The organism is Pseudoalteromonas sp. TAP-3C (assembly GCF_059888565.1).
This window is the reverse complement of record NZ_JCBFEM010000002.1, coordinates 620,880-641,649: the sequence shown is the minus strand read 5'-3', so window position 1 is coordinate 641,649 and position 20,770 is coordinate 620,880. Positions and strand designations below refer to the sequence as shown.

Below are 20,770 nucleotides of genomic sequence, written 5' to 3'. Positions count from 1 at the left end.
GGATTAATATTGCAAGTTAAAATCATTTAGCTAACTTAAACAGCGGCTAATAATCGCTAATTACCCTGCATTTTATAAATTAGTGGTTTCGAACGTTTAAAACTAACTGTTTAAGCTATTTTACTGTATAATTTGCGGCCTTTGATAATGTGGCCGCAGGTTATACAGCAATGAATTTTAAATCTTTTAGTTTTGCCCCTGAACTTATTCAGGCGTTAGACGAACTTAATTACCACACCCTTACGCCCATTCAGCGCGCAGCTATTCCGGCCGTTCGTAAAGGTAAAGACGTTTTAGCGAGTGCGCAAACTGGCACAGGTAAAACCGCCGCCTTTGCACTGCCCATTATCCAAAAGTTATTTGAGTCAGATTGCAGTACTAACAATGCGCCAAGCGCCTTAGTCCTTGCGCCTACGCGTGAGCTTGCAGAGCAAATAGCGAACAATTTTAAAGACTTTGCTAAGTATACCTCATTAAAAGTAGTGAGCTTATTTGGTGGGGTTAATACCGCAGGGCAAGAAATCGCACTTAAACAAGGTGTTGATATTGTAGTGGCAACACCAGGGCGTTTATTTGATCATATTCGTTTAGGTAATTTAAGCCTTGCCCAAGTAAAACACTTGGTACTTGATGAAGCCGACCGTATGCTCGATATGGGCTTTATTAACGATATGCAAAACGTGATAAAAAGCTGTGCCGATGAGCGTCAAATTTTATTGTTTTCAGCCACCTTTCCAGCCGCAATTAAACAATTTGCCTCTAAAGTTTTAAAGCAGCCTGAAATTATTCGTGTTGATCAAACTAACAGCACCGCCAGCACAGTACAACACGTGGTTTACCCAGTAGAAGAGCGCCGTAAGCAAGAACTGCTTTCTGAGCTGATTGGTAAGAAAAATTGGCAGCAAGTGCTGGTGTTTGTAAACATGAAAGAAACCGCCGATGAGCTAGTTACCGAGCTTAACTTAGACGGTATTCCAGCGGCAGTATGTCATGGTGATAAATCACAAGGTAACCGTCGTCGTGCTCTTAGCGAATTTAAAGAGGGCAAAGTACGCGTACTGGTCGCCACAGAAGTAGCAGCTCGTGGTATTGATATTGACGGTTTACCACGCGTTATTAATATTGATTTACCTTGGCTTGCTGAAGACTACGTACACCGTATTGGTCGTACAGGCCGTGCTGGTAACCAAGGACAGGCAATTTCGTTTGTAAGCCGCGAAGAAGAAAACATGTTATTTGAAATTGAAACATTAATTGGTCAAAAAATTAAACGTGTTTACTTAGAAGGCTACGAAGTAAGTAACCGTGAAGTGCTGATTGATAAAATTGGTAAAAAGCCGGCGCATTTACGCCGTACCCGTGCTAATAAGCCATCAGGGCAAGCTACCGGTGAAGCCAGAGCGAAAAATCGCTCACGTATTTCTAATGTACGTAAAAGCTTAAAAGGCGAAAAGCTGTCACTTAAAAAGTAAGACAGCTAAGCGATAAAAAAAACCTGAGTTTACTCAGGTTTTTTTGTGCCCAATACATTATCGATAATAGCAGCGTAAGCATAAGCAGCCGCTTCAGCGTTTTGATTAGCTATAACCGACAAGCCAACCGGCAAATGGCTCACTTTACCTACAGGCAAAGTAATATGGGTTGTTCCTGCAATGGCAGGCAATGAACTGCTACTGCCTTTAAAGTTATCACCATTAATTAAATCGGTTTTCCACGCCGGTGAAACGGTGGGGGCAATTACAATATCTAGCTCATTAGTGCTGTATAAATTACTGATGGCACGCTTTGCCAGTGCGCGATATCGCGCCTTGATTTTTTGATAGTATTGTTTCTCACTCACATCAACCGCGTTAGCTTGCAGTAATATATCTTGCTCAAAATAGGGCATTTCTTCGCGCTGATTTGCTTTATTAAATGCAATTAAATCGTCCAAACTTTTTACCGTTACTTGCGCTGGTGTTTGGCTTAAATACTGATTAATTTCGGCTTTAAAGTCGTAAAGCAATATGGCGTATTCATCAACATAAAGTGTGCTCAAGTCATCTTTTACTGCAACATTGACTACGGTGTGACCTGCGTCTTTTAGCGCTTGTAACTGCTTAGCGTATAGTTTTTGTGTTTCCACAGTAAACTTGCTGGCAGGCAGTGCGCCAATCCTCAGTGACGGTTTACGTGTTATGCTATCAGGCGTTCTATTTATGTTTAGTGTTGATGCATCCTCTGAGTCTTCACCTTGAATAACTGATAATACCGTGAGCGCATCTTTTAATGAATGTGCGATTGGACCGACAGTATCTTGACTACTTGAAAGTGGCACTACGCCTGTGCGCGAAACGTACCCCATGCTGGGCTTAATAGCATACACCCCATTAACAGAAGCAGGGCAGGTAACTGAGCCGTCGGTTTCTGTGCCCAGCGCAATAGGGGCAAAATTTAAAGCAACCGCCACAGCCGAGCCTGAGCTTGAACCACACGGGTTACGAGTTACGTCGTGTGCATTATGTGTTTGTCCGCCTATCGCACTCCAGCCAGATGACGAATACGATGAGCGAAAATTTGCCCATTCACTTAAGTTTGCTTTGCCTAAAATAATAGCCCCTGCTTGGCGTAATTGTTTAACCACAAAGGCATCGTTATTGGTAACGTTATTTTTAAGTGCTAATGAACCCGCTGTGGTAGGTAAGGTGCCTGTTGTTTCAATGTTATCTTTAAGTAATACCGCAATACCATGTAAGGGGCCTGCCCATTTGCCGGCTTCAAACAGTGCATCGTATTGTTTGGCTTGTTCAATTGCAGTGGGTTCAATACTAATTACCGCATTATATTTAGGATTGAGCGCGTTTATTCTGTCGATATAAGTGCGGGTAAGCTGTTCAGCTGTAGTGCTATTATTTTTATAGGCACTGTGAATGTCATCAATGGTTTTAAGCGCTTGAACATTAGCACTGGCGCATAAACTGGGTACAACACAAACACATAATATTAAAAGTAGGCGTTTTATAATCATTTTATTTTCTATTTTATGGAAACACGGTTTATTTTTAGCACAAAAAAACCTCACAATGTGAGGTTTTTCGATAAAGTGTAATTAAATGCGGTTAAGCGTTTTCTAACATTGATAAAGCAACTGCTTCAGCGGCTTTAATACCATCAATGCCTGCTGATAAAATACCGCCCGCATAACCTGCACCTTCGCCAGCAGGGTAAAGCCCTTTGGTATTAATACTTTGGTAAGTTTTATCGCGCTTAATGCTAATGGGTGATGAAGTACGTGTTTCTACTCCAGTGAGTAAGCCATCATTGGTTGAAAAGCCACGAATTTGTTTGTTAAAGGCTGGAATTGCTTCGCGTAAGGCGTCAATCGCGAATGGCGGTAATACCTTACTCAAATCAGTGAGCTTAATACCCGGTGTGTAAGAAGGCTGCACATCTCCTAAGTTTGCTGATGATTTACCTTTTAAAAAGTCACCAATAAGTTGTGCTGGGGCATCGTAGTTTTTACCACCGAGTTCATAGGCGTGCTCTTCCAATTTACGTTGTAGTTCAATACCGGCAAGGGGGTGCCCTGGAAAGTCTTTTTCTGGCGAAATACCCACTACAATGGCGCTGTTAGCATTGCGCTCACTGCGTGAATATTGGCTCATGCCATTGGTGACTACTCGGCCTTCTTCAGAGGCGGCAGCAACCACGGTGCCACCTGGGCACATGCAAAAACTATAAACGGTACGGCCATTATTACAATGATGTACCAGTTTGTAATCGGCAGAGCCTAAAATAGGGTTGCCGGCATTATCACCAAAACGGCACTCATCAATCATAGATTGTTTATGCTCAATTCTAAAGCCCACCGAAAAAGGTTTAGCTTCAACATAAATGCCTTTATCGTGGATCATTTTAAAAGTATCGCGGGCACTGTGGCCAATCGCTAATACCACATGGCGGGTGTCAAGCTGCTCACCATTAGAAAGTGTAAGCCCTGTCACTTGGCCGTTGTCTAAATGAATGTCGTCAACGCGGGTGCTAAAACGAATCTCACCACCAAGTTCAATAATACGGGCGCGCATTTTTTCAATCATGGTCACCAGTTTAAAGGTACCAATGTGCGGCTTACTAACGTACAAAATTTCTTCAGGCGCGCCGGCTTCTACAAACTCAGTAATGACTTTGCGACCATAATGTTTAGGATCTTTTACTTGGCTGTAGAGCTTGCCATCAGAGAATGTACCTGCGCCACCTTCACCAAACTGTACATTTGATTCTGTATTAAGCGCCTTTTTACGCCAAAAGCCAAAAGTGTCTTTGGTGCGTTCGCGTACTTCTTTACCACGTTCTAAAATAATCGGATTAAAGCCCATTTGTGCCAGCACTAAACCGGCAAATAAGCCACAAGGGCCAAAGCCAATCACTACCGGGCGCTCTTTAATCGTGCTATTTGCGTGCGCTACAAATTTGTAGTTGGTGTCGGGGGAGACTTTAACGTGCTGGTCTTTTTCAAACGAGGCTAACAGGTGTGCTTCGTTATCCACTTCAATATCAAGCGTATAAATAAGTAAAATGGCACTTTTTTTACGTGCGTCATAACCGCGTTTAAATACATTATAACTGTGCAGCTGTTCAGGATTTATATTTAATTTATTGATAATGGCTTGGCCAATGGCATCTTCGTCATGGTCAAGCGGCAGCTTTATTTCGGTTAAACGTATCATTAATGTCTCTTTTGGTGTCATAGCGGAAATTAAAGACCGCTCACAATAAGGGGGAGTGCACAAAGCGCTAAATTATAAGCGGCATATAATACGCTAAACTACTCACTTTTGGCACTTATTTATTGTATTTTGGTAGCGGTTGGGTATGATCCAAAACTGCTAAAATAAAACATCAGGTATAAAACCAATATGGCGTTTGTAGTCACCGAAAATTGTATAAAATGTAAGTACACTGATTGCGTATCAGTATGCCCGGCAGATGCATTTTTTGAAGGCCCTAATTTTTTGGCTATTAGCCCAATAGACTGCATTGATTGTGGTTTATGCGTACCAGAGTGTGCTGCTGAGGCTATTTTTCAAGAAGATGAATTACCCGAGTCGCAAAAAGAGTTTACCCAATTAAATGCGGAGTTGGCAGAAATATGGCCACGTATTACCCAAGCTAAACCTGCCCCAGACGATGCCGATAGTTGGAATGGCGTTGCCAATAAGCTAAAACTTCTCGATTGTTGACCGCGCATTATATTTGTTAATTTTATTGCAAATAATAGTGCGCAACTATTAACAAATGTGTCTGTATAATTTACAATCCTGAACAAAATTTACTTGCAACGAGTGAATACACCTAAACGGATGTTTATGCAGTACTTTATACCTACAATAATAAAATGGCTGTTGTTGTTCAGCTTCAGCTTTGTTTTAACTCTCAGCCCTAATGCACTTGCCAATAAGCTTAATTATCAGCTTGCGCACATTAACAAAAATATTAATGTGGATGGCGTGCTCAACGAGCCACATTGGCAAGAGGCAACCCATGTTGCTATTAATTTTCAAGATGAGCCAAATGAAAAAGGCACACCACCGGTAAAAACCGATGCATATATTTATGACGATGGCCATAATTTATATGTTGCTTTTGTGGCTTTTGATCCCGACCCCTCACAAATTCGTGCCGCGCTTCGTGACAGAGATACCTTGTGGCAAGATGATACAGTCTCATTAGTGATTGACACCTTTAACGATGAACGCACAGGCTATGAGTTTCACGTAAACCCTCTGGGTGCACAAGGTGATATACGCATGACTGATACCGATGAATGGGTATCTGATATTTCTTGGGATGCCATTTGGGATAGCGCGGGTACTATTAATGAGCAAGGTTACGTTGTTGAAATGCGTATCCCGTTTAAAGCGCTGCGCTTTGCACAACGTGATGCAGAATCTACCTGGGGTTTTTCTATGATGCGAAACTATCAACGTGATGTTTTGTATCAATTATCAAGTACGGGCTTTGATCGTGATATTAAATGCAGCTTATGCCAATTTGATAAAATAACTGGCTTTAATAATTTAGCGCCGAGTAAAAATCTGCAATTAACACCCACATTAACTACACTGAGAAACGATAAAAAGACACAAGTACCCGGTAATTGGGATAATGGCGATGTAGATACGCAAGTAGGGCTTGATTTTCGTTGGGGGATCACCAAAGATGCGGTGGTTAATGCCACAATAAACCCTGACTTTTCTCAGGTAGAAACCGATACATTAGAGCTTGATGTAAATACTACTTACTCTATTTATTATGCCGAAAAGCGGCCATTTTTTTTAGATGGGGCGTCGTACTTTAAAAGTAACTTATTTGAACTCCTTTACACCCGCACCATAGCTGAACCTAATATTGGTGCAAAGTTGACCGGTAAAACCAATAACCACAGTTATGCGCTCATGTTTGCTGATGACGATAACAGTAATATTTTATTGCCAAGTAACCAAGGCTCGGGCTTTGCCAGCCTAAATGATAAAACCAAAGCAGCCGTAGCGCGTTATCAATATGATATTGGTCAACAAGGCACTATTGGTGTGACGACAACACACCGAGAAAGTAGCGACTACCGTAACACCGTGTTATCGGTTGATGGCAGTTATTGGTTTAATCGCTCAGATACGCTCAATTACCAAATAGCCAATGCGGATACGAATAACTCGGAGTTTTTAATTGATAACTATAACTTAGCAGACTCTCAGTCTGATAGGGCGTATGCATTAAAGCTAACGCGCGATAAACGCGATTATAAGCTTTACGCTACCTATGACAATATTGGCGAAGATTACCGTACCGACTTAGGCTATCAAGAAAAAGTAGACTACGAGAAAGTAGGCTTTGGTGGCGGGCAAACGTGGTATGGTGGTGAGCACGACATGCTAACAACATGGTCATACACCGCCGATTGGGATAAAACCTGGGCTCAAAATGGCGATTTACTTGAAGAAGAATACGAAGGTTACATGACGTTTCAAGGTCAAAAGCAGTCTGTATTTGAGTTTGGTTTATTAAATCGCTACGAAAATTATAACGGCAATTTTTATAACCAAAACATTGGTTATATTTACGCCGCATTTAGACCTTTTAAAGATTTGAGACTGTCGTTATACACAGAATACGCGAGCCGGATTGATTACACAAATGAACAATTAGGTGATGTGCTGACAACACAATCTCAAGTCGTTTGGGATATAAATAATCATTGGCAGATGGACGTTAAACACAACTACAGCCACTTAGACGATGATCAAGGGCAGCGCGTTTTCACGGCAAACTTAGTTGATTTTAGGCTTTATTATAAGTTTAGTATGCGCGCTATGCTCAAACTGATTTTACAGTTTGAAGATATAGATAAAAATGAAGACGCTTACTTCTATCAGGTTAGTCAGGTTAACAAAGATTATGGAAGTCAGCTGGTTTACTCGTACAAAATTAACGCGCAAACGTTATTTTACTTAGGGTATTCAGATAAAGGTTATCAGGATGATGCATTAAAAAGTATTGAGCGTGACCAACGTACGTTCTTTACTAAAGTCAGTTATGCGTGGCAGTTATAACGCTACAAATAATATAAAAGTAGTGTAAGAGTTTACTAGGCAAAAAAACACGCTATCCAGTAGCGTGTTTTTTCATGTTTACTAGAAAGTAAAAGCTAATTATTACAAGTCAAAAGTACGTGAGATGGCCAGTACAATTCGCTCATCTGCGTAATCGTAGTCTAGGCTGGTATTTTCAGCTGCCACTTCAATACCAAACCCTTCATAGCTTGTTTGGTATGCTAAGCGGTAGTGATAATACGATTTGTCACCTTTGGCTTCATCCCACTCAAATTTATCACCATCAAGCGAGTTTGAAATATCAAAGCTGGCACGAATTGCATGATTTGGTGCAAGCTCATAAGTGTGGGCAATCATCGAAATCACATGGCCGGTATCATAACCAAAGTAATCCCAGCTGTACCAAAAGTTAAGTTCAGTTTGGCCATAATCGCTGGCGTAACCAAATTTAGTGTAGGCTTCTGCGTAGTTGCCATCGCTATTAGCGCCTTGGTAAGTGTAATAAGCAATACCGTAGTCAACGCTAACGTGTTTATTTAGTTGTACATACTTGCCTACATAGGCGTCAAGTTCAAAATCGGTGTCATCACCAAAATCGACATTAGAGCCCCACACACCGGCATAAACGCCGCTGTCAAAGGCGTAGTCAAGGCTTGCTTGTAATGCTGGGTCATTATCTGTTTGCGATACACCGTTAAATGTATAATCAGAAGCCGCTGTGACGGTTGTTGACCAGTCAGCCGCTGCTGTTGTTGATAAAACAGTTAATGGTAAAGCGATAAAAAGTTGTTTTAATGTTATTTTCATTGTTGATCCTTAATGAACGGTTTCAATTTTTGTGTAATCAATTTTGTTTGCTTTGGGTGAACTATCAATGTCATTCACGGTTTTAAATTTGCTATAGCTAATAAAACCGGCACAAATAAAGAATAATCCAATGACAAGAGCACCTACCCACTGTATCTGTAAAAACTCTAATTTAAATAATAGGGTTAAAAGTGATAAAGCGACAATATTGCCAGCAATGTATTTAAATTTACCTAAACGTTTTACAGTTAAGTTTAAGTTATCTGTGTATAGGCGGATCAGTGAATCGAGAGAGTTAATAACAAACACGACGCCAACAAATACCATTGCAAAGTTTTTAATGCCTTGGGTGGGTATACCGGCTTCGTGATAGTGGTATAACACACTAAACCAGATAGCAATTGGAATTGATGGGAAAATCAACATAGCTGCTAATACTTGATAGGTTTTTAAGCCGCCAACAAAACGCGAAGTAAATTGACCAATCATGATACTCCATGCAAACCACCAAAATAGGTAGAACTCATGATAATCGTTAAGCGGTAAAATAAATTCATTAATATTGGTAAAGTAATTACCTATCATCCCTATATTTTTAGTAAATGCAGAGAGTTCACTGTCGCCAAATAAGAAGGCATCAGCCCACATAAAGCCAATTAGTGCTAAAAACAACCACGTAGTCGCAATACTTAAAAAGCGTACATACTTAATATCAGTACTTGAATACACCGCAAAACAAATGGCTGCCAATACAATTAAGTAAAACAGAGGAACGACACTTGAGCCATCACCGAGTTCAGGTAAATACCAGGGTAGGTTAGTCAATAATAAGTAAGCGGTAAACGCACAGGTACCTATAATTACAACGTTGTTTAAAAACTTAACCCAAGGGATCTCAAAAAATTTCACTTTAGGTTCTATTACACAGAAATAAAAGCACGTAAGAAAATAAAATCCCCAAATTAAAAATCCCCAATAACCAAACTCTATTGAGAGTGGGTTGGCAAATGCATATTCTGGGCTTGCGTTTATGTCTGCATAACCGGCAAATTCGGTTAAAGGAAACATGATAAGGCCAACGTCTAGGCCCGAGGTAAACAGGATCGCTATAAAAGTGAATGTTCTCACTGGTGTGACGCCTACAACACGTACATTGCCCCATTTTATTAAAATAGTCACTATGGCAAGTAAGGTGAAAATAATGCCAGCATTAAGCCAAATAGTCATTATCGCCCTCCCAGAATGAATAAAAGTAATGCATACATACTCCATTTTTTATATTTTTCTTGCACAAACACACACATAACCTATTTATGTATGTGAGCCACTGCAAGGCGCATAAAGACTTTTTATCCTATTGGAAAAAAGTCTTTAAACAGGCTTAATTTAAAGAGTTTTATTTCGTTGTGTCGTTTGCCAAGCTGTGGCATTAACAACATCAACGTCTGTGTTAATTAAAGGGTTGTTACCTAAAATAATATCCGCGGCTTTTTCGGCCACCATTATAGTCGGTGCATTCAAATTACCATTTGGTATGGTTGGAAAAATAGACGAGTCGACTACACGTAAGCTTTGTACGCCATGCACTTGGGTATGTGAGTTAACCACCGCCATGTCATCTTCCCCCATTTTACAAGAGCAAGAAGGGTGGTAAGCACTTTCAACAGCTTGACGCACAAACGTATCTATTTGTTCATCAGTTTGAATTTGTTGCCCTGGTTGAATTTCTTCACCACGAAATTTATCAAATGCCGACTGTTCAATAATTTCCCGAGTCAAACGTACACAGGCTCTAAAGCCTTCAATGTCGTCTTGGTGCTCAAGGTAATTAAACACAATTTTTGGTGGCTGCGTTGGATCTGCTGATGCAATAGTGACACTGCCTCGACTTTTAGGTTTGTTATGGCCTACGTGAACTTGAAAACCGTGCCCAGCAAACGCACTGCGGCCATCGTAACGCATTGCCGCAGGTAAAAAGTGATACTGAATATCTGGCCATTCAACCCCAGGTTTTGAGCGAATAAAGGCACATGATTCAAAGTGATTGGTTGAGCCTAAGCCTTTACGAGTAAGCAACCATTTAGCGCCAATCAAACCTTTTGAAAACACACCTAGCTTACCGTTTAAGGTAATGGGTTGTTTACATTTGTATTGAAAGTAAAACTCTAAGTGATCTTGTAAGTTTTGGCCGACACCCGGTAAATGATGCTTTACTTCAACGCCTGCTTTTTCAAGCGCGTGTTTATCGCCAATACCTGAGAGCTGTAATAGATGCGGTGAGCCGATAGAGCCTGCACTTAAAATAACCTCTTTATTGGCTTGTGCCGTTTTAACCGCGCCGTTGAGTTTATATTCAACGCCAGTTGTTTTTTTATTCTCTAAAATAACGCGTTGGGCAAGTGCATCGGTTACAATTGTTAGGTTGCTACGGTGTTTAATAGGGTCTAAATACTCACGAGAAGCAGAGCTGCGCACACCGTTTTTAACGGTCATGTGCATAGGGCCAAAGCCTTCTTGTTGAGCGCTATTATAATCATCTGTAGTGGCGTAACCTGCCTGCGCACCGGCATCAATAAATGCACTATATAACGGGTTTTCCATATTATTGCCGTTATTAACACCTAGTGGGCCTTTGCCACCACGATGGCTGTTTTCACCCAAATAAAAGCTTTCTGCTTTTTTAAAATACGGTAAGCAGGCTTGATAATCCCAGCCATTGGCACCGTGCTGTTGCCATTCATCAAAATCTTTAGCGTGGCCACGTACATACACCATGCCATTAATTGATGATGAGCCGCCAAGCACTTTACCGCGTGGACAATGCATTTCACGGTTATTTAAATGCGGCTCAGGTTGTGTATGAAATTGCCACGCAAACTTATCGGTATTCATAGGAATTGACAGGGCAGTGGGCATTTTTATAAAAATGCTCTTATCGCTGCCGCCCGTTTCAAGTAGTAATACGCTGTTACTTGAATTCTCAGACAAACGATTTGCTAACACACAGCCAGCAGAGCCTGCACCAACAATTATATAATCAAAAGAGTGGTTCATAATGATTCCTTAAAACGGGCTCTCAATATCAGCCATACCTACATAAATAGATTTAGTCTGGGTGTAATGATCAAGTGTTTGTATGCCGTTTTCGCGGCCAATACCCGATTGCTTATAGCCACCTACAGGCATTTCTGCTGGCGAGTTACCGTAAGCATTGATCCAACAAATCCCCGCTTGTAGCTGATGAATAACGCGATGAGCGCGTTTAATATCGCGGGTAAATACGCCAGCCGCTAAACCTAAGTGAGTGCCGTTTGCGCGAGCAATGACATCGTCTTCATCATCAAACACTAAAACGCTCATTACGGGGCCAAAAATCTCTTCTTTAACGATGGTCATTTCATCGTTGCAATCAATAAACACTGTGGGTGCTACAAAATAGCCATTAGGCGCCGATTGTGGTGCAAGTGTTGACCCACCCGTTAACAATGTGGCTCCTTCTTCAAGGCCTTTATTGATGTAGCTCATTACTAAGTCTTGATGCTTTTTAGAAATAAGCGCGCCAAAGTTGGTGTTTAAATCCTGTGGATCACCAGCAATAATATTATTTTCGGTGCGCGTTTTAAGCTCGTCGATAAATTGCTGGTACACATTTTTGTGCACATAAATACGGGTACAGTTAGTGCAAATTTCACCTTGAGTGTAAAAATTACCTAACATTGCAGCACTGACAGCTTGAGAAATGTCAGCATCATCAAATACGAGCAATGGTGATTTACCACCGAGCTCCATGGTCACGTCTTTTAATGTGCCCGCAGCACTGGCCACTACTTTTTTACCAGTACCTACTTCGCCGGTGAACGATACTTTTTCTATATCTTTATGTGCAGTAAGCCATTGGCCTACTTCAGCTGCGCCTTGTACTACATTAAATACGCCAGCCGGTACACCCGCTTCAATAAATACTTCAGCGAGTTTGATTGCGCCAAGCGGCGTTTCTTCAGACGGTTTAAAAATAAACGCATTTCCCGCGGCAAGCGCAGGGCCTGACTTCCAACATGCTATTTGTAGTGGGTAGTTCCATGCCCCAATACCCGCGCAAATACCTAATGGCTCTTTACGGGTATAGTAAAAGTCATCGCCAACCATTTGTTGTTGACCCACTTGGGCAGGTGCAAGGCCTGCAAAATATTCAATAACATCTGCGCCTGTTTCAACATCCACGCAGTTTGCTTCTTGCATTGGTTTACCAGTATCAAGCACTTCGACGAGTGCAAGCTCATCATTGCGCTGGCGTAAAATAGCCACAGCGTTTAATAAAATACGGCTGCGCTCAATCGGGGTCATCGTCGACCACACTTTAAAGCCTTGTTTTGCACTTTCAATCGCTGCGTTTTGAATAGACTCGTCTGCGATTTCAACGGCATAAATTACTTGGCCGGTTGCAGGATTCACTACATCAAATGTTTCGCCGCTTTTGTTTGCAAGGAATTGACCATTGATAAAGTTTTGATAGATAGGTGTAGTCACGTTAGGCTCCATATTGCTTGATAAGTGAATGCACATAGTTTTTAGCCAGTAATTCACTGTGTTTAAACTGATTTTCGTCCGATTGGCTTAACACGGCACGTAGCCATAAGCCATCGATCATTGCTGCGGTTAATTCAGCCGCGAGCGTTGCTTGCGTTAACGGCATTAGTTGCTTTAAAGAAACGGTTAAATTGCTTTGTAAACGTTTGCTGTTTACATTTTGTAAACGGTGAAGTTCACTATCGTGCATCGATTGCGCCCAAAAGCTTAACCACGTTCGCGTGGTGTCTTTTCGTTGTTGTACTAGTGCAAAGTTTGATTCAACAATAAACATTAATCTTTGAGTGGGTGTGGTATTTTCATCAACTCGGCTAATTAAGTCTTCTTTCAAGTTAGAAAGTAAGTAGCGCACAGTTGCTTCAATTAGCCCCTGTTTTCCACCAAAGTAATGACTTATGATGCCGGATGACATTCCCGCATTTTTACTAATACTATTAATTGTAGTCGCCTGTAAGCCTTTTTGAGCAACTGACTCTATAGTTGCGTCAATTAACTGCTGACGTCTTACAGGTTCCATTCCAACTTTAGGCATATTTTTTATTAATTGATCGTTCAATAAAGAGAAGCTTAAGGTAATAGCTCTAACAATTCAAGGCTTGTGTAAATTATCACAGCGCAAAATGTGGACAAATGATTAATTAAATCGCTCTAAAATAACGTAATATTAACAACGTGTTACTTTATAAAAAATCAATTAAAACAAATAGTTATATGTATTTTCTGTACTTACCCTTATGGTGTAATTATTTGTTTACAAATTTTATTGGATTTTGATGATTTATTTACTAGCATGATAACTATTAGAGTACTAATTGTATTTTTTGCAGGCAAGTTGCTTTAAATGCGGCAAAGCGAATTTGTGAGAAGTTCGATTAAAAAATGATTTAGATTTGGAAATAAGAGATTAATTTAAATAAATGTTAACGCAACAGCGAAGTAAATAAGGGCGCTGTTTAGCTTTCAACAACGCCTTTAAATAATAACGGATAACGTCTTAAGCGATTGCCAATGTAATCATCGGCCATAATTTGAGCGCATATTTCATCGATATTATCGGTGGCTTCAAACACCCAATCAAAACGTTCTATTGCCAATAAAAAACCGCGCTTTAAATATGTTTGCGCGCGGTAATAAGCAAGGTTATTTTTAATTAGCTGTAATTTTTTAGGGTCTGCCTTTAATTGCGCAATAACTTGGTGGATAAAGTGTAAGTTACGCGAACTTGTTGGTCTATTTCGTCTGTTTGGTGCTCGCATTACTCTTCATTAGCTATGTTGTAAAGTTTTTTCAAAAAGTCGTCTTTGTGTTTGTCATGTTCATAATCAAGGTGATAGGTATTATGAAAGCCAAAGCGCAATAAAACCCCGCTGCCTTGTAAATACACCGTGTAACCGTCTATATCAGAAAATGCAGTTATACCTTGATAAAACTTACCTTTCTCTGTGGCTTCCCCACGTTGTTGAATACGTTCATATACCGCTAATATTTGTTTATTGTCGATTTCATTTTTCATAATTTACACCTTAGATTTACACACTAGTACGCTGTAGAGATGAGGGCCGATCATCATAAAAGCAATAGTCTAAAAAGTATGATATTACTTTGTTATTTTTGAATTTATAAATTATGCTGATCGTTCATTTTTTGTTGAGCTTTTACCATGATAGACAAAGCGTTACTTATAAAAACTCGAGAATTATCTGATCAACTCATTGCGCTGCAAACACCGATTAGAATACTCGATGCGATTAATTGGGATAAACAGACAAAAGAAGCGTTTTTTAGGCAAAAATGTCAAAAAAATCCGTTAATTGATCGTGCTTATTATCAGCAACGTGATTTGGGATTTGTTCCCAGCGAGTTGCGCCAAGCCTTTTCAACACTGCATCGAAATATTATTAATCAATTAGGCCAATTAAATCCCATCACTCAGTATATGGGGAAAATGTGTAGCGAATATAAAACGGTACTAAACATGCTCGAGTACCGGGGGACGGCTGAATTTCATGATTTATCGGTGGAGTTATTTGGTCACCCTAAAGATCTGTTTCATGCTGGCGAGCCCTCGCTGTCTGAACTGGCTAATATGCTTGAACAGCCACTAAAAAGCTTGCTTGATGCAAATATTCTACCTGAAGATCCTAAAAATATTGATGCCAGTGATGCGGTGCGTATTTTATCTGAGCAGGTTAATGCTAGCATGCAAGGTATTAATGTTGAGGTGATGCTTAGCGATGGTATTGTCAGTGATGCCGCTGCTGGTGCGAATAATATTAAACTTAATCAAGATGTTAAGTTTTCTCAGCGAGAACTTGATATTTTAGAGGTGCACGAAGGATGGATACATGTAGGCACGACGCAAAATGGTTTAGCGCAGCCTTATTTAACCTGCTTGAGTAAAGGCACTCCCAGCTCTACGGTGACTCAAGAGGGGCTTGCGGTACTGACGGAAATTATTACGCTTAAATCTACACCTAGGCGTTTATCAAAATTAGTAAACCGTATTCAAGCGGTGACGAAAGTAATTGATGGCGCTGAGTTTATCGATATTTACCGAGATTATGTGGCACAAGGGTTATCAAAAGACGACAGCTATACCCTTGCACAACGCGTATTTAGAGGCAGTACCGCAACCGGTTTACCATTTACCAAAGACATTGCTTATATAAAAGGCTTTGTATTAGTTTATAACCTAATTAGGGTGGCAATACAGCTAGGTCGGATTGATCAGTTGCCATTATTGCTGGTAGGTAAAATATCCATTGATGACTTCAGGTTAATATCGCAGTTACACGACTTAGGTGTGATTGAAAATCCACAATTTGTGCCGCCACATTTTAAAGATTTAAGAGGGCTTGCAACCTGGCTCAGTTTTGGTCGATTTATTGGCGACTTATCGTTTGAGCAGTTAGAAAATGACTATAAACCACTGTTTTTATAGTTTTTAAAAATAGAGTTGTTTTAATTTTATCCATAAAAAATGGATTTAGGCTAAATTAGCGACAAAAAAAGCCCAAAAATGGGCTTTTTCAGCAAACTATTTGTTATCTTGCGTTGGTGCTTTCAAATATTTTATCCGCAGAGGCAGCTACAAAGCCGGTGTAAATTTCCCCATCGGGTTTTGGGTAACGAATAGCAAACTCGTAAAAGCAGCTAGGGATACGCATATCGCCATCGCTAAAGGTGACAGCGTATTCATCAGCCAGCGTGGATGATTGCTCTAATAACACCTCTGGCGAGCCTTTTACTTCACCCCCTGAGGTATTAAGTGCAAAGCCTGCATCTTTTAATGCTTGATTTACATCATGGATGTTATCAAACTTAGCCAAGGTATTAATGTTCACAGTAAAGTGATTAGCACGGTAACCCCACGCAGACATCCACGCCGCATATTCGCTCTCTGCTAATAGCTTTTTGTAAGTATCAGTGCTTACTTGCCAGTGTGTTCCTGAATATAAAAAGTTATCGGCAGTCACTGCGCTTTCGTCAATTTGCGCGACCATATCAGTAACAATGGCTTGTAGCTCAGTTGAACATTTTTCAACTAACAACTCAGAAATAAACACTTTAGGTTGATTTGGATCGCTGTGTTCATAATGTTTAGCGTAGAGTTTTTTTGCTTCAAAATGATACTCACCACATTCTTTATAGCCAATAGCTAAAAAGTGCGCAGCCAGTTTTTCAAGGCCTACTTTTTCGATATTAAAAGTACGCAACGCAATATGATCGTTAATTATGTCGTCTTTTTGCGTTGAGCCTAATAGGTCATGAATTTTATCAGCAGATGGCGTTACGGTTAGGTAGTTTTGCCAGAGGTTATCAAATAATGTGTTTACATCGGTATGCATGGTAAATCCTTAAATTTGGTTAAAATTATTATTCAATTATTAAGCCCGGCGCGAGGGTTTGCGGTAAATTCACTTTTTCTGCTTCTACAGAGGCTACAGGGTATGCGCAGTAATCTGCTGCATAATAAGCACTGGCTCTATGATTGCCACTGGCACCTATACCACCAAATGGCGCTGCGCTTGATGCGCCGGTAGTAGGGCGGTTCCAGTTAACAATACCGGCACGAATGCGTTTTAAAAAGTGGTTGTAATCATCTTCACTGTCGCCAAGTAAACCAGCAGATAAACCAAAGCGGGTGTTGTTAGCCTCGTTTATAGCGCTATCAAAATCAGTGTAACGATATACTTTAATTAGCGGGCCAAAGTGTTCTTCATCGGCGATTTCGTTAATATTAGTGACATCAATAATACCTGGGCTTACAAACCCAGTGCCTGGTTTTAACTGTTTAAGCTCAACAAGTACCTCTGCACCTTGTTTAACTAGCTCAGCTTGCGCCGCAACCATGCCTAAGGCGGCTTTTTCGCTGATCATCGCGCCCATAAATGGTTGATCGCTTGCAAAGCTATCGTCTACAAGGATATTTTTAGTGGCGCTGATCAGCTTTTCTAAAATAGCATCGCCATTGGCTGATTTTTCAATAAATAAACGGCGTGCACAGGTACAACGCTGGCCCGAAGTAATAAAACCCGATTGAATTATATCGTGCACAGCGGCGCTTACATCGGCAACATCTTTAACTACGAGTGGGTTATTACCGCCCATTTCAAGGGCTAAAATTTTACCTGGGTGGCCTGCAAATTGTTTATGTAATAAATGCCCTGTGTTTGAGCTACCAGTAAAAAATAGGCCATCTATATCTTGGTGTGAGGCCAGCGCTTTACCTGTTTCTAGTTCACCTTGAACAAGGTTAATAACCCCTGCTGGTAAGCCTGCTTTTAGCCATAATTCTAAGGTAAATTGAGCGACATGAGGAGTTAATTCTGATGGTTTAAACACCACGGTGTTACCGGCTAAAATTGCCGGTACAATATGGCCGTTTGGTAAGTGACCTGGGAAGTTGTACGGGCCAAAAATAGCCACTACACCATGCGGTTTGTGGCGAATAAAGGCTTTTGCGCCAGGCATTGGATTTTCAGTTGTGCCTGTACGTTCATTGTAAGCACGAATTGAGATGGCCACTTTGCCTGTCATCGCGCCTACTTCTGTGCGTGTTTCCCATAGCGGTTTACCTGTTTCACGGGCAATAATACTGGCAAATTCTTCGCTATGGTCTTTTAGCTGGGCAACAAAGTTTTCTAAAATAGTAATTCGTTGCTCAATTGGCATCTCTGCCCATTGAATTTGCGCAGCTCTTGCTGCTTTAACCGCACGGTCAACTTGCTCTGGGTTGGCGCTATTACCTTGCCAAACAATGTCACCATTACTTGGATTAATAGAATTAAAAGCAGGGCCTTGGCCTGCGTGCCATTGGTTATTAATGAGTTGTGTGTTCATAAATAATGTTACAGGCGGAAAAATCGCGCTGCATCTCCTTGTTTTAAATGAAGTGCATCAGCCACTTCTTGGCTGATAACTAAGGTGTGCTTTGCCTGATTATAATGAGCATGTTTTGTGAATGTGGCTCTAAAATCACTCACCCCTTGATTACAAATAGCCAAGGTGTCTGAGCTTTGCTCGTTAATATGTTCAAGCTTGCCAATAGTAATGGGGCACACCTGTGAATCACGAATACTGCGAATATTACCTAGCTTTGCCTCTACAGTGGGGCCTGCGTCAAATAAATCAACGTAGCCTCGGTGTTCAAAGCCTTCTTTTTCAAGCAACTTAAGTGCGGGTTTGGTTTTATCATGCACATGACCAATCACCGCCTGTGCTTTTTTACTCAGTAAATTCACATAAATTGGGTATTTAGGCATTAACTCGCTAATAAACACTTTATCGCCTAAGCCCACTAAATGATCGGCTTGTGGGAATTCAATGCTAAAAAAGTGTTCCTGCAACCACTGCCAAAATGGTGAGTGACCATTTTCATCGCTAACACCACGCATTTCAGCAATGACCGTGTCGGCAAAGCGTTCACTGTGCTGAGCCATAAATAAAAAGCGTGAACGTGATAAAAACCGCCCTGTTAGGCCTTTTCTGCTGTTTTCACGTAAAAATAAAGTACATATTTCTGAGCAGCCAGTGTAGTCATTACACATACTCAAAATATCAACAGTATTGTAAACGTTTAAAGTAGGTGAGTGATGAACGGTTTTACCTAGGTGGTAATGATATAAAGGCACAGATAACCCAACAGCGGCTTCTATGGCGGTAGTACCAATGACTTTGCCGGTTTCACTGTCTTCTAAAACAAATAGATAGCTTTCGTCGATGGGCTTATCTACATGTTTAGTAAAACTGTTTTGCGCACGTTCAATTTTTTCTTGTAGTTGCCCATCATCGACAGGTAAAGAGGTAAAGCCATGGCCAGACTCAATAGCAATCTCTTTAAGTGCGGCAAAATCGTTGACAGTAATAGGACGTAATACTTGCATTAACTACTTGCTCCAACAACATATAATGCCCTGAAGTAGGCATTTATTTACCACCGGACTTTATATGTTTTACTTAGTGATTAACCGTTTACTACGTCGCTTACTGCTTTTTCAAAGCGAGTTAAGCCTTCTTTAATATCCTCAAATGGGATCACTAATGAAGGAGTAAAACGAATAACGTCCATGCCAGCAACTAAGTTCATTAAGCCGTTATTGGCACTTGCTACTAAAAAGTCACGAGCTCGGCCTGCAAACTTTTCATTCAATACTGCGCCAATCAGTAAACCTTTACCACGGACTTCGCTAAAGACATGGTATTTTTCATTAATTGCATTTAAACCATCACGGAAGATTTGTTCACGCTCTTTTACGCCATCTAAAACCGCAGGGGTATTAACGGTATCAAACGCCGCTTCTGCAACGGCGCACGCTAACGGGTTACCACCGTAAGTAGAGCCATGCGTGCCTACTTTTAGGTGTGCAGCAATTTCAGTGGTGGTGATCATAGCGCCAATTGGAAAACCGCCCCCTAAGGCTTTAGCCGTAGTTAAGATATCAGGAATAACATCTAGGCCTTCATATGCGTATAAATGACCTGTACGGCCAACACCGGTTTGCACTTCATCAAAAATAAGCAGTGCATTATGTTTAGTACACAGCTGTCTTACTTTTTGTGCAAACTCAGTTGTCGGTGGCACAATACCGCCTTCACCTTGTAATGGCTCCATCATTACCGCACAAGTATTATCGTCAATAAGGGCTTCAAAGGCGGCAATATCATTGTAGTCACAATGAACAATATCAGCAGGCTTTGGACCAAAACCATCAGAATAAGCGGCTTGGCCACCCACTGTAACAGTGAAAAATGTACGGCCGTGAAAACCTTTGTTAAAGGCGATTATTTTAGACTTTTCAGCACCAAATTTATCCAGCGCAAAGCGACGCGCTAATTTTAATGCCGCTTCGTTTGCTTCTGCCCCTGAGTTTGCAAAGTAAACTTTCTCAGCAAACGTGGCATCAACCATTTTTTTAGCTAAGCGAAGCGCTGGCTCATTAGTCATTACATTTGCTAAGTGCCAAATTTTCTCGCCTTGCTCTTTAAGTGCAGCTACTAATGCAGGGTGGCAATGGCCTAAACAATTAACCGCAATACCACCGGCAAAATCGATAAATTCGTTATTGTTCTGATCCCACACACGTGAGCCTTCACCACGAACCGGAACAACCGCTGAAGGGTTGTAATTAGGGACCATTACGTCGTTAAATAAATCTCTGGTTACTTGCATTTTTACACCTAAATTAATCACATAAAAAATACTTTGCTGAAAAAAAAACAATAAGGTCAGGATGATTCAGCAATATATTGTGTTTTACTCGTTTATTGTATTATCAAAGGTTGTG

General features: G+C 40.8%; 17 protein-coding genes. 4 read left to right on the top strand and 13 right to left on the bottom strand.

Annotation, left to right across the window (positions count from 1 at the left end; genetic code table 11):
* Nucleotides 1-170: 170 nt before the first annotated feature.
* The gene (locus AC6H44_RS18730; RefSeq protein ID WP_500738773.1) at nt 171-1,472 is read left to right on the top strand and encodes a DEAD/DEAH box helicase; all 1,302 of its coding nucleotides are present in this window, start codon (nt 171-173) and stop codon (nt 1,470-1,472) included.
* A gap of 29 nt (nt 1,473-1,501) precedes the next feature.
* Here the strand turns inward: AC6H44_RS18730 and AC6H44_RS18725 are convergent, their stop codons facing one another.
* Together AC6H44_RS18725 and AC6H44_RS18720 are read right to left on the bottom strand one after the other, a co-directional pair.
* Nucleotides 1,502-3,007, bottom strand: coding sequence for an amidase family protein (locus AC6H44_RS18725; RefSeq protein WP_500738772.1), 1,506 nt, complete (start codon nt 3,005-3,007; stop codon nt 1,502-1,504).
* 91 nt (nt 3,008-3,098) lie between these two features.
* Nucleotides 3,099-4,706, bottom strand: coding sequence for an NAD(P)/FAD-dependent oxidoreductase (locus AC6H44_RS18720; protein ID WP_500738771.1), 1,608 nt, complete (start codon nt 4,704-4,706; stop codon nt 3,099-3,101).
* A gap of 189 nt (nt 4,707-4,895) precedes the next feature.
* On the opposite strand from AC6H44_RS18720, the gene fdxA reads away from it, so the two are divergent.
* Nucleotides 4,896-5,219: a ferredoxin FdxA gene (gene fdxA / locus AC6H44_RS18715; protein WP_500738770.1), complete on the top strand. Its 324-nt coding sequence runs from the start codon at nt 4,896-4,898 to the stop codon at nt 5,217-5,219.
* A gap of 126 nt (nt 5,220-5,345) precedes the next feature.
* Nucleotides 5,346-7,589: a carbohydrate binding family 9 domain-containing protein gene (locus AC6H44_RS18710; protein ID WP_500738768.1), complete on the top strand. Its 2,244-nt coding sequence runs from the start codon at nt 5,346-5,348 to the stop codon at nt 7,587-7,589.
* Nucleotides 7,590-7,691: 102 nt separating this feature from the next.
* On the opposite strand, the gene AC6H44_RS18705 is transcribed toward AC6H44_RS18710, so the two are convergent.
* From AC6H44_RS18705 to AC6H44_RS18675, 7 genes are all read right to left on the bottom strand, one after another.
* Nucleotides 7,692-8,396, bottom strand: coding sequence for a TorF family putative porin (locus tag AC6H44_RS18705; protein WP_500738767.1), 705 nt, complete (start codon nt 8,394-8,396; stop codon nt 7,692-7,694).
* A gap of 9 nt (nt 8,397-8,405) precedes the next feature.
* Nucleotides 8,406-9,623, bottom strand: coding sequence for a BCCT family transporter (locus AC6H44_RS18700; RefSeq protein ID WP_500738766.1), 1,218 nt, complete (start codon nt 9,621-9,623; stop codon nt 8,406-8,408).
* A gap of 159 nt (nt 9,624-9,782) precedes the next feature.
* Nucleotides 9,783-11,450, bottom strand: coding sequence for a choline dehydrogenase (betA, locus tag AC6H44_RS18695; RefSeq protein ID WP_500738765.1), 1,668 nt, complete (start codon nt 11,448-11,450; stop codon nt 9,783-9,785).
* A gap of 9 nt (nt 11,451-11,459) precedes the next feature.
* On the bottom strand, nt 11,460-12,923 hold the full coding sequence (gene betB / locus AC6H44_RS18690; protein WP_500738764.1) for a betaine-aldehyde dehydrogenase: 1,464 nt from the start codon (nt 12,921-12,923) through the stop codon (nt 11,460-11,462).
* Nucleotide 12,924: 1 nt separating this feature from the next.
* A complete protein-coding gene (gene betI / locus AC6H44_RS18685; protein ID WP_500738763.1) occupies nt 12,925-13,500 on the bottom strand; it encodes a transcriptional regulator BetI in 576 nt (191 codons plus the stop codon).
* 436 nt (nt 13,501-13,936) lie between these two features.
* Nucleotides 13,937-14,239, bottom strand: a complete 303-nt coding sequence (locus AC6H44_RS18680) for a hypothetical protein (RefSeq protein ID WP_500738761.1) — start codon at nt 14,237-14,239, stop codon at nt 13,937-13,939.
* Nucleotides 14,239-14,496: a DUF3081 domain-containing protein gene (locus AC6H44_RS18675; protein ID WP_500738760.1), complete on the bottom strand. Its 258-nt coding sequence runs from the start codon at nt 14,494-14,496 to the stop codon at nt 14,239-14,241. Before AC6H44_RS18675 ends, AC6H44_RS18680 begins: the two co-directional genes overlap by 1 nt.
* 147 nt (nt 14,497-14,643) lie before the next feature.
* Between AC6H44_RS18675 and AC6H44_RS18670 the strand changes: the two genes are divergently transcribed.
* Complete coding sequence (locus AC6H44_RS18670) at nt 14,644-15,924, top strand: flavohemoglobin expression-modulating QEGLA motif protein (RefSeq protein WP_500738758.1); 1,281 nt, start codon at nt 14,644-14,646, stop codon at nt 15,922-15,924.
* A gap of 103 nt (nt 15,925-16,027) precedes the next feature.
* Here AC6H44_RS18670 and AC6H44_RS18665 read toward each other — a convergent pair whose 3' ends face one another.
* The 4 genes from AC6H44_RS18665 to AC6H44_RS18650 form a co-directional block, all read right to left on the bottom strand.
* Complete coding sequence (locus tag AC6H44_RS18665) at nt 16,028-16,831, bottom strand: DUF1338 domain-containing protein (protein WP_500738756.1); 804 nt, start codon at nt 16,829-16,831, stop codon at nt 16,028-16,030.
* A gap of 28 nt (nt 16,832-16,859) precedes the next feature.
* Nucleotides 16,860-18,326: a succinylglutamate-semialdehyde dehydrogenase gene (astD, locus tag AC6H44_RS18660; protein WP_500738755.1), complete on the bottom strand. Its 1,467-nt coding sequence runs from the start codon at nt 18,324-18,326 to the stop codon at nt 16,860-16,862.
* An 8-nt stretch (nt 18,327-18,334) separates the two neighbouring features.
* Nucleotides 18,335-19,369 (bottom strand): arginine N-succinyltransferase, encoded by a 1,035-nt coding sequence (gene astA / locus AC6H44_RS18655; protein ID WP_500738754.1) that lies wholly within the window; start codon nt 19,367-19,369, stop codon nt 18,335-18,337.
* 80 nt (nt 19,370-19,449) lie between these two features.
* Complete coding sequence (locus tag AC6H44_RS18650; protein WP_500738752.1) at nt 19,450-20,655, bottom strand: aspartate aminotransferase family protein; 1,206 nt, start codon at nt 20,653-20,655, stop codon at nt 19,450-19,452.
* Nucleotides 20,656-20,770 lie beyond the last annotated feature (115 nt).

Coding starts and splice junctions, on each gene's coding strand:
- AC6H44_RS18720 (WP_500738771.1), bottom strand. CDS start 4,706: ATGATACGTTTAACCGAAATAAAGCTGCCGCTTGACCATGACGAAGAT.
- AC6H44_RS18670 (WP_500738758.1), top strand. CDS start 14,644: ATGATAGACAAAGCGTTACTTATAAAAACTCGAGAATTATCTGATCAA.
- AC6H44_RS18710 (WP_500738768.1), top strand. CDS start 5,346: ATGCAGTACTTTATACCTACAATAATAAAATGGCTGTTGTTGTTCAGC.
- astA (WP_500738754.1), bottom strand. CDS start 19,369: ATGCAAGTATTACGTCCTATTACTGTCAACGATTTTGCCGCACTTAAA.
- fdxA (WP_500738770.1), top strand. CDS start 4,896: ATGGCGTTTGTAGTCACCGAAAATTGTATAAAATGTAAGTACACTGAT.
- betI (WP_500738763.1), bottom strand. CDS start 13,500: ATGGAACCTGTAAGACGTCAGCAGTTAATTGACGCAACTATAGAGTCA.
- betA (WP_500738765.1), bottom strand. CDS start 11,450: ATGAACCACTCTTTTGATTATATAATTGTTGGTGCAGGCTCTGCTGGC.
- astD (WP_500738755.1), bottom strand. CDS start 18,326: ATGAACACACAACTCATTAATAACCAATGGCACGCAGGCCAAGGCCCT.
- AC6H44_RS18675 (WP_500738760.1), bottom strand. CDS start 14,496: ATGAAAAATGAAATCGACAATAAACAAATATTAGCGGTATATGAACGT.
- AC6H44_RS18665 (WP_500738756.1), bottom strand. CDS start 16,831: ATGCATACCGATGTAAACACATTATTTGATAACCTCTGGCAAAACTAC.
- AC6H44_RS18705 (WP_500738767.1), bottom strand. CDS start 8,396: ATGAAAATAACATTAAAACAACTTTTTATCGCTTTACCATTAACTGTT.
- AC6H44_RS18700 (WP_500738766.1), bottom strand. CDS start 9,623: ATGACTATTTGGCTTAATGCTGGCATTATTTTCACCTTACTTGCCATA.
- AC6H44_RS18730 (WP_500738773.1), top strand. CDS start 171: ATGAATTTTAAATCTTTTAGTTTTGCCCCTGAACTTATTCAGGCGTTA.
- AC6H44_RS18650 (WP_500738752.1), bottom strand. CDS start 20,655: ATGCAAGTAACCAGAGATTTATTTAACGACGTAATGGTCCCTAATTAC.
- AC6H44_RS18680 (WP_500738761.1), bottom strand. CDS start 14,239: ATGCGAGCACCAAACAGACGAAATAGACCAACAAGTTCGCGTAACTTA.
- AC6H44_RS18725 (WP_500738772.1), bottom strand. CDS start 3,007: ATGATTATAAAACGCCTACTTTTAATATTATGTGTTTGTGTTGTACCC.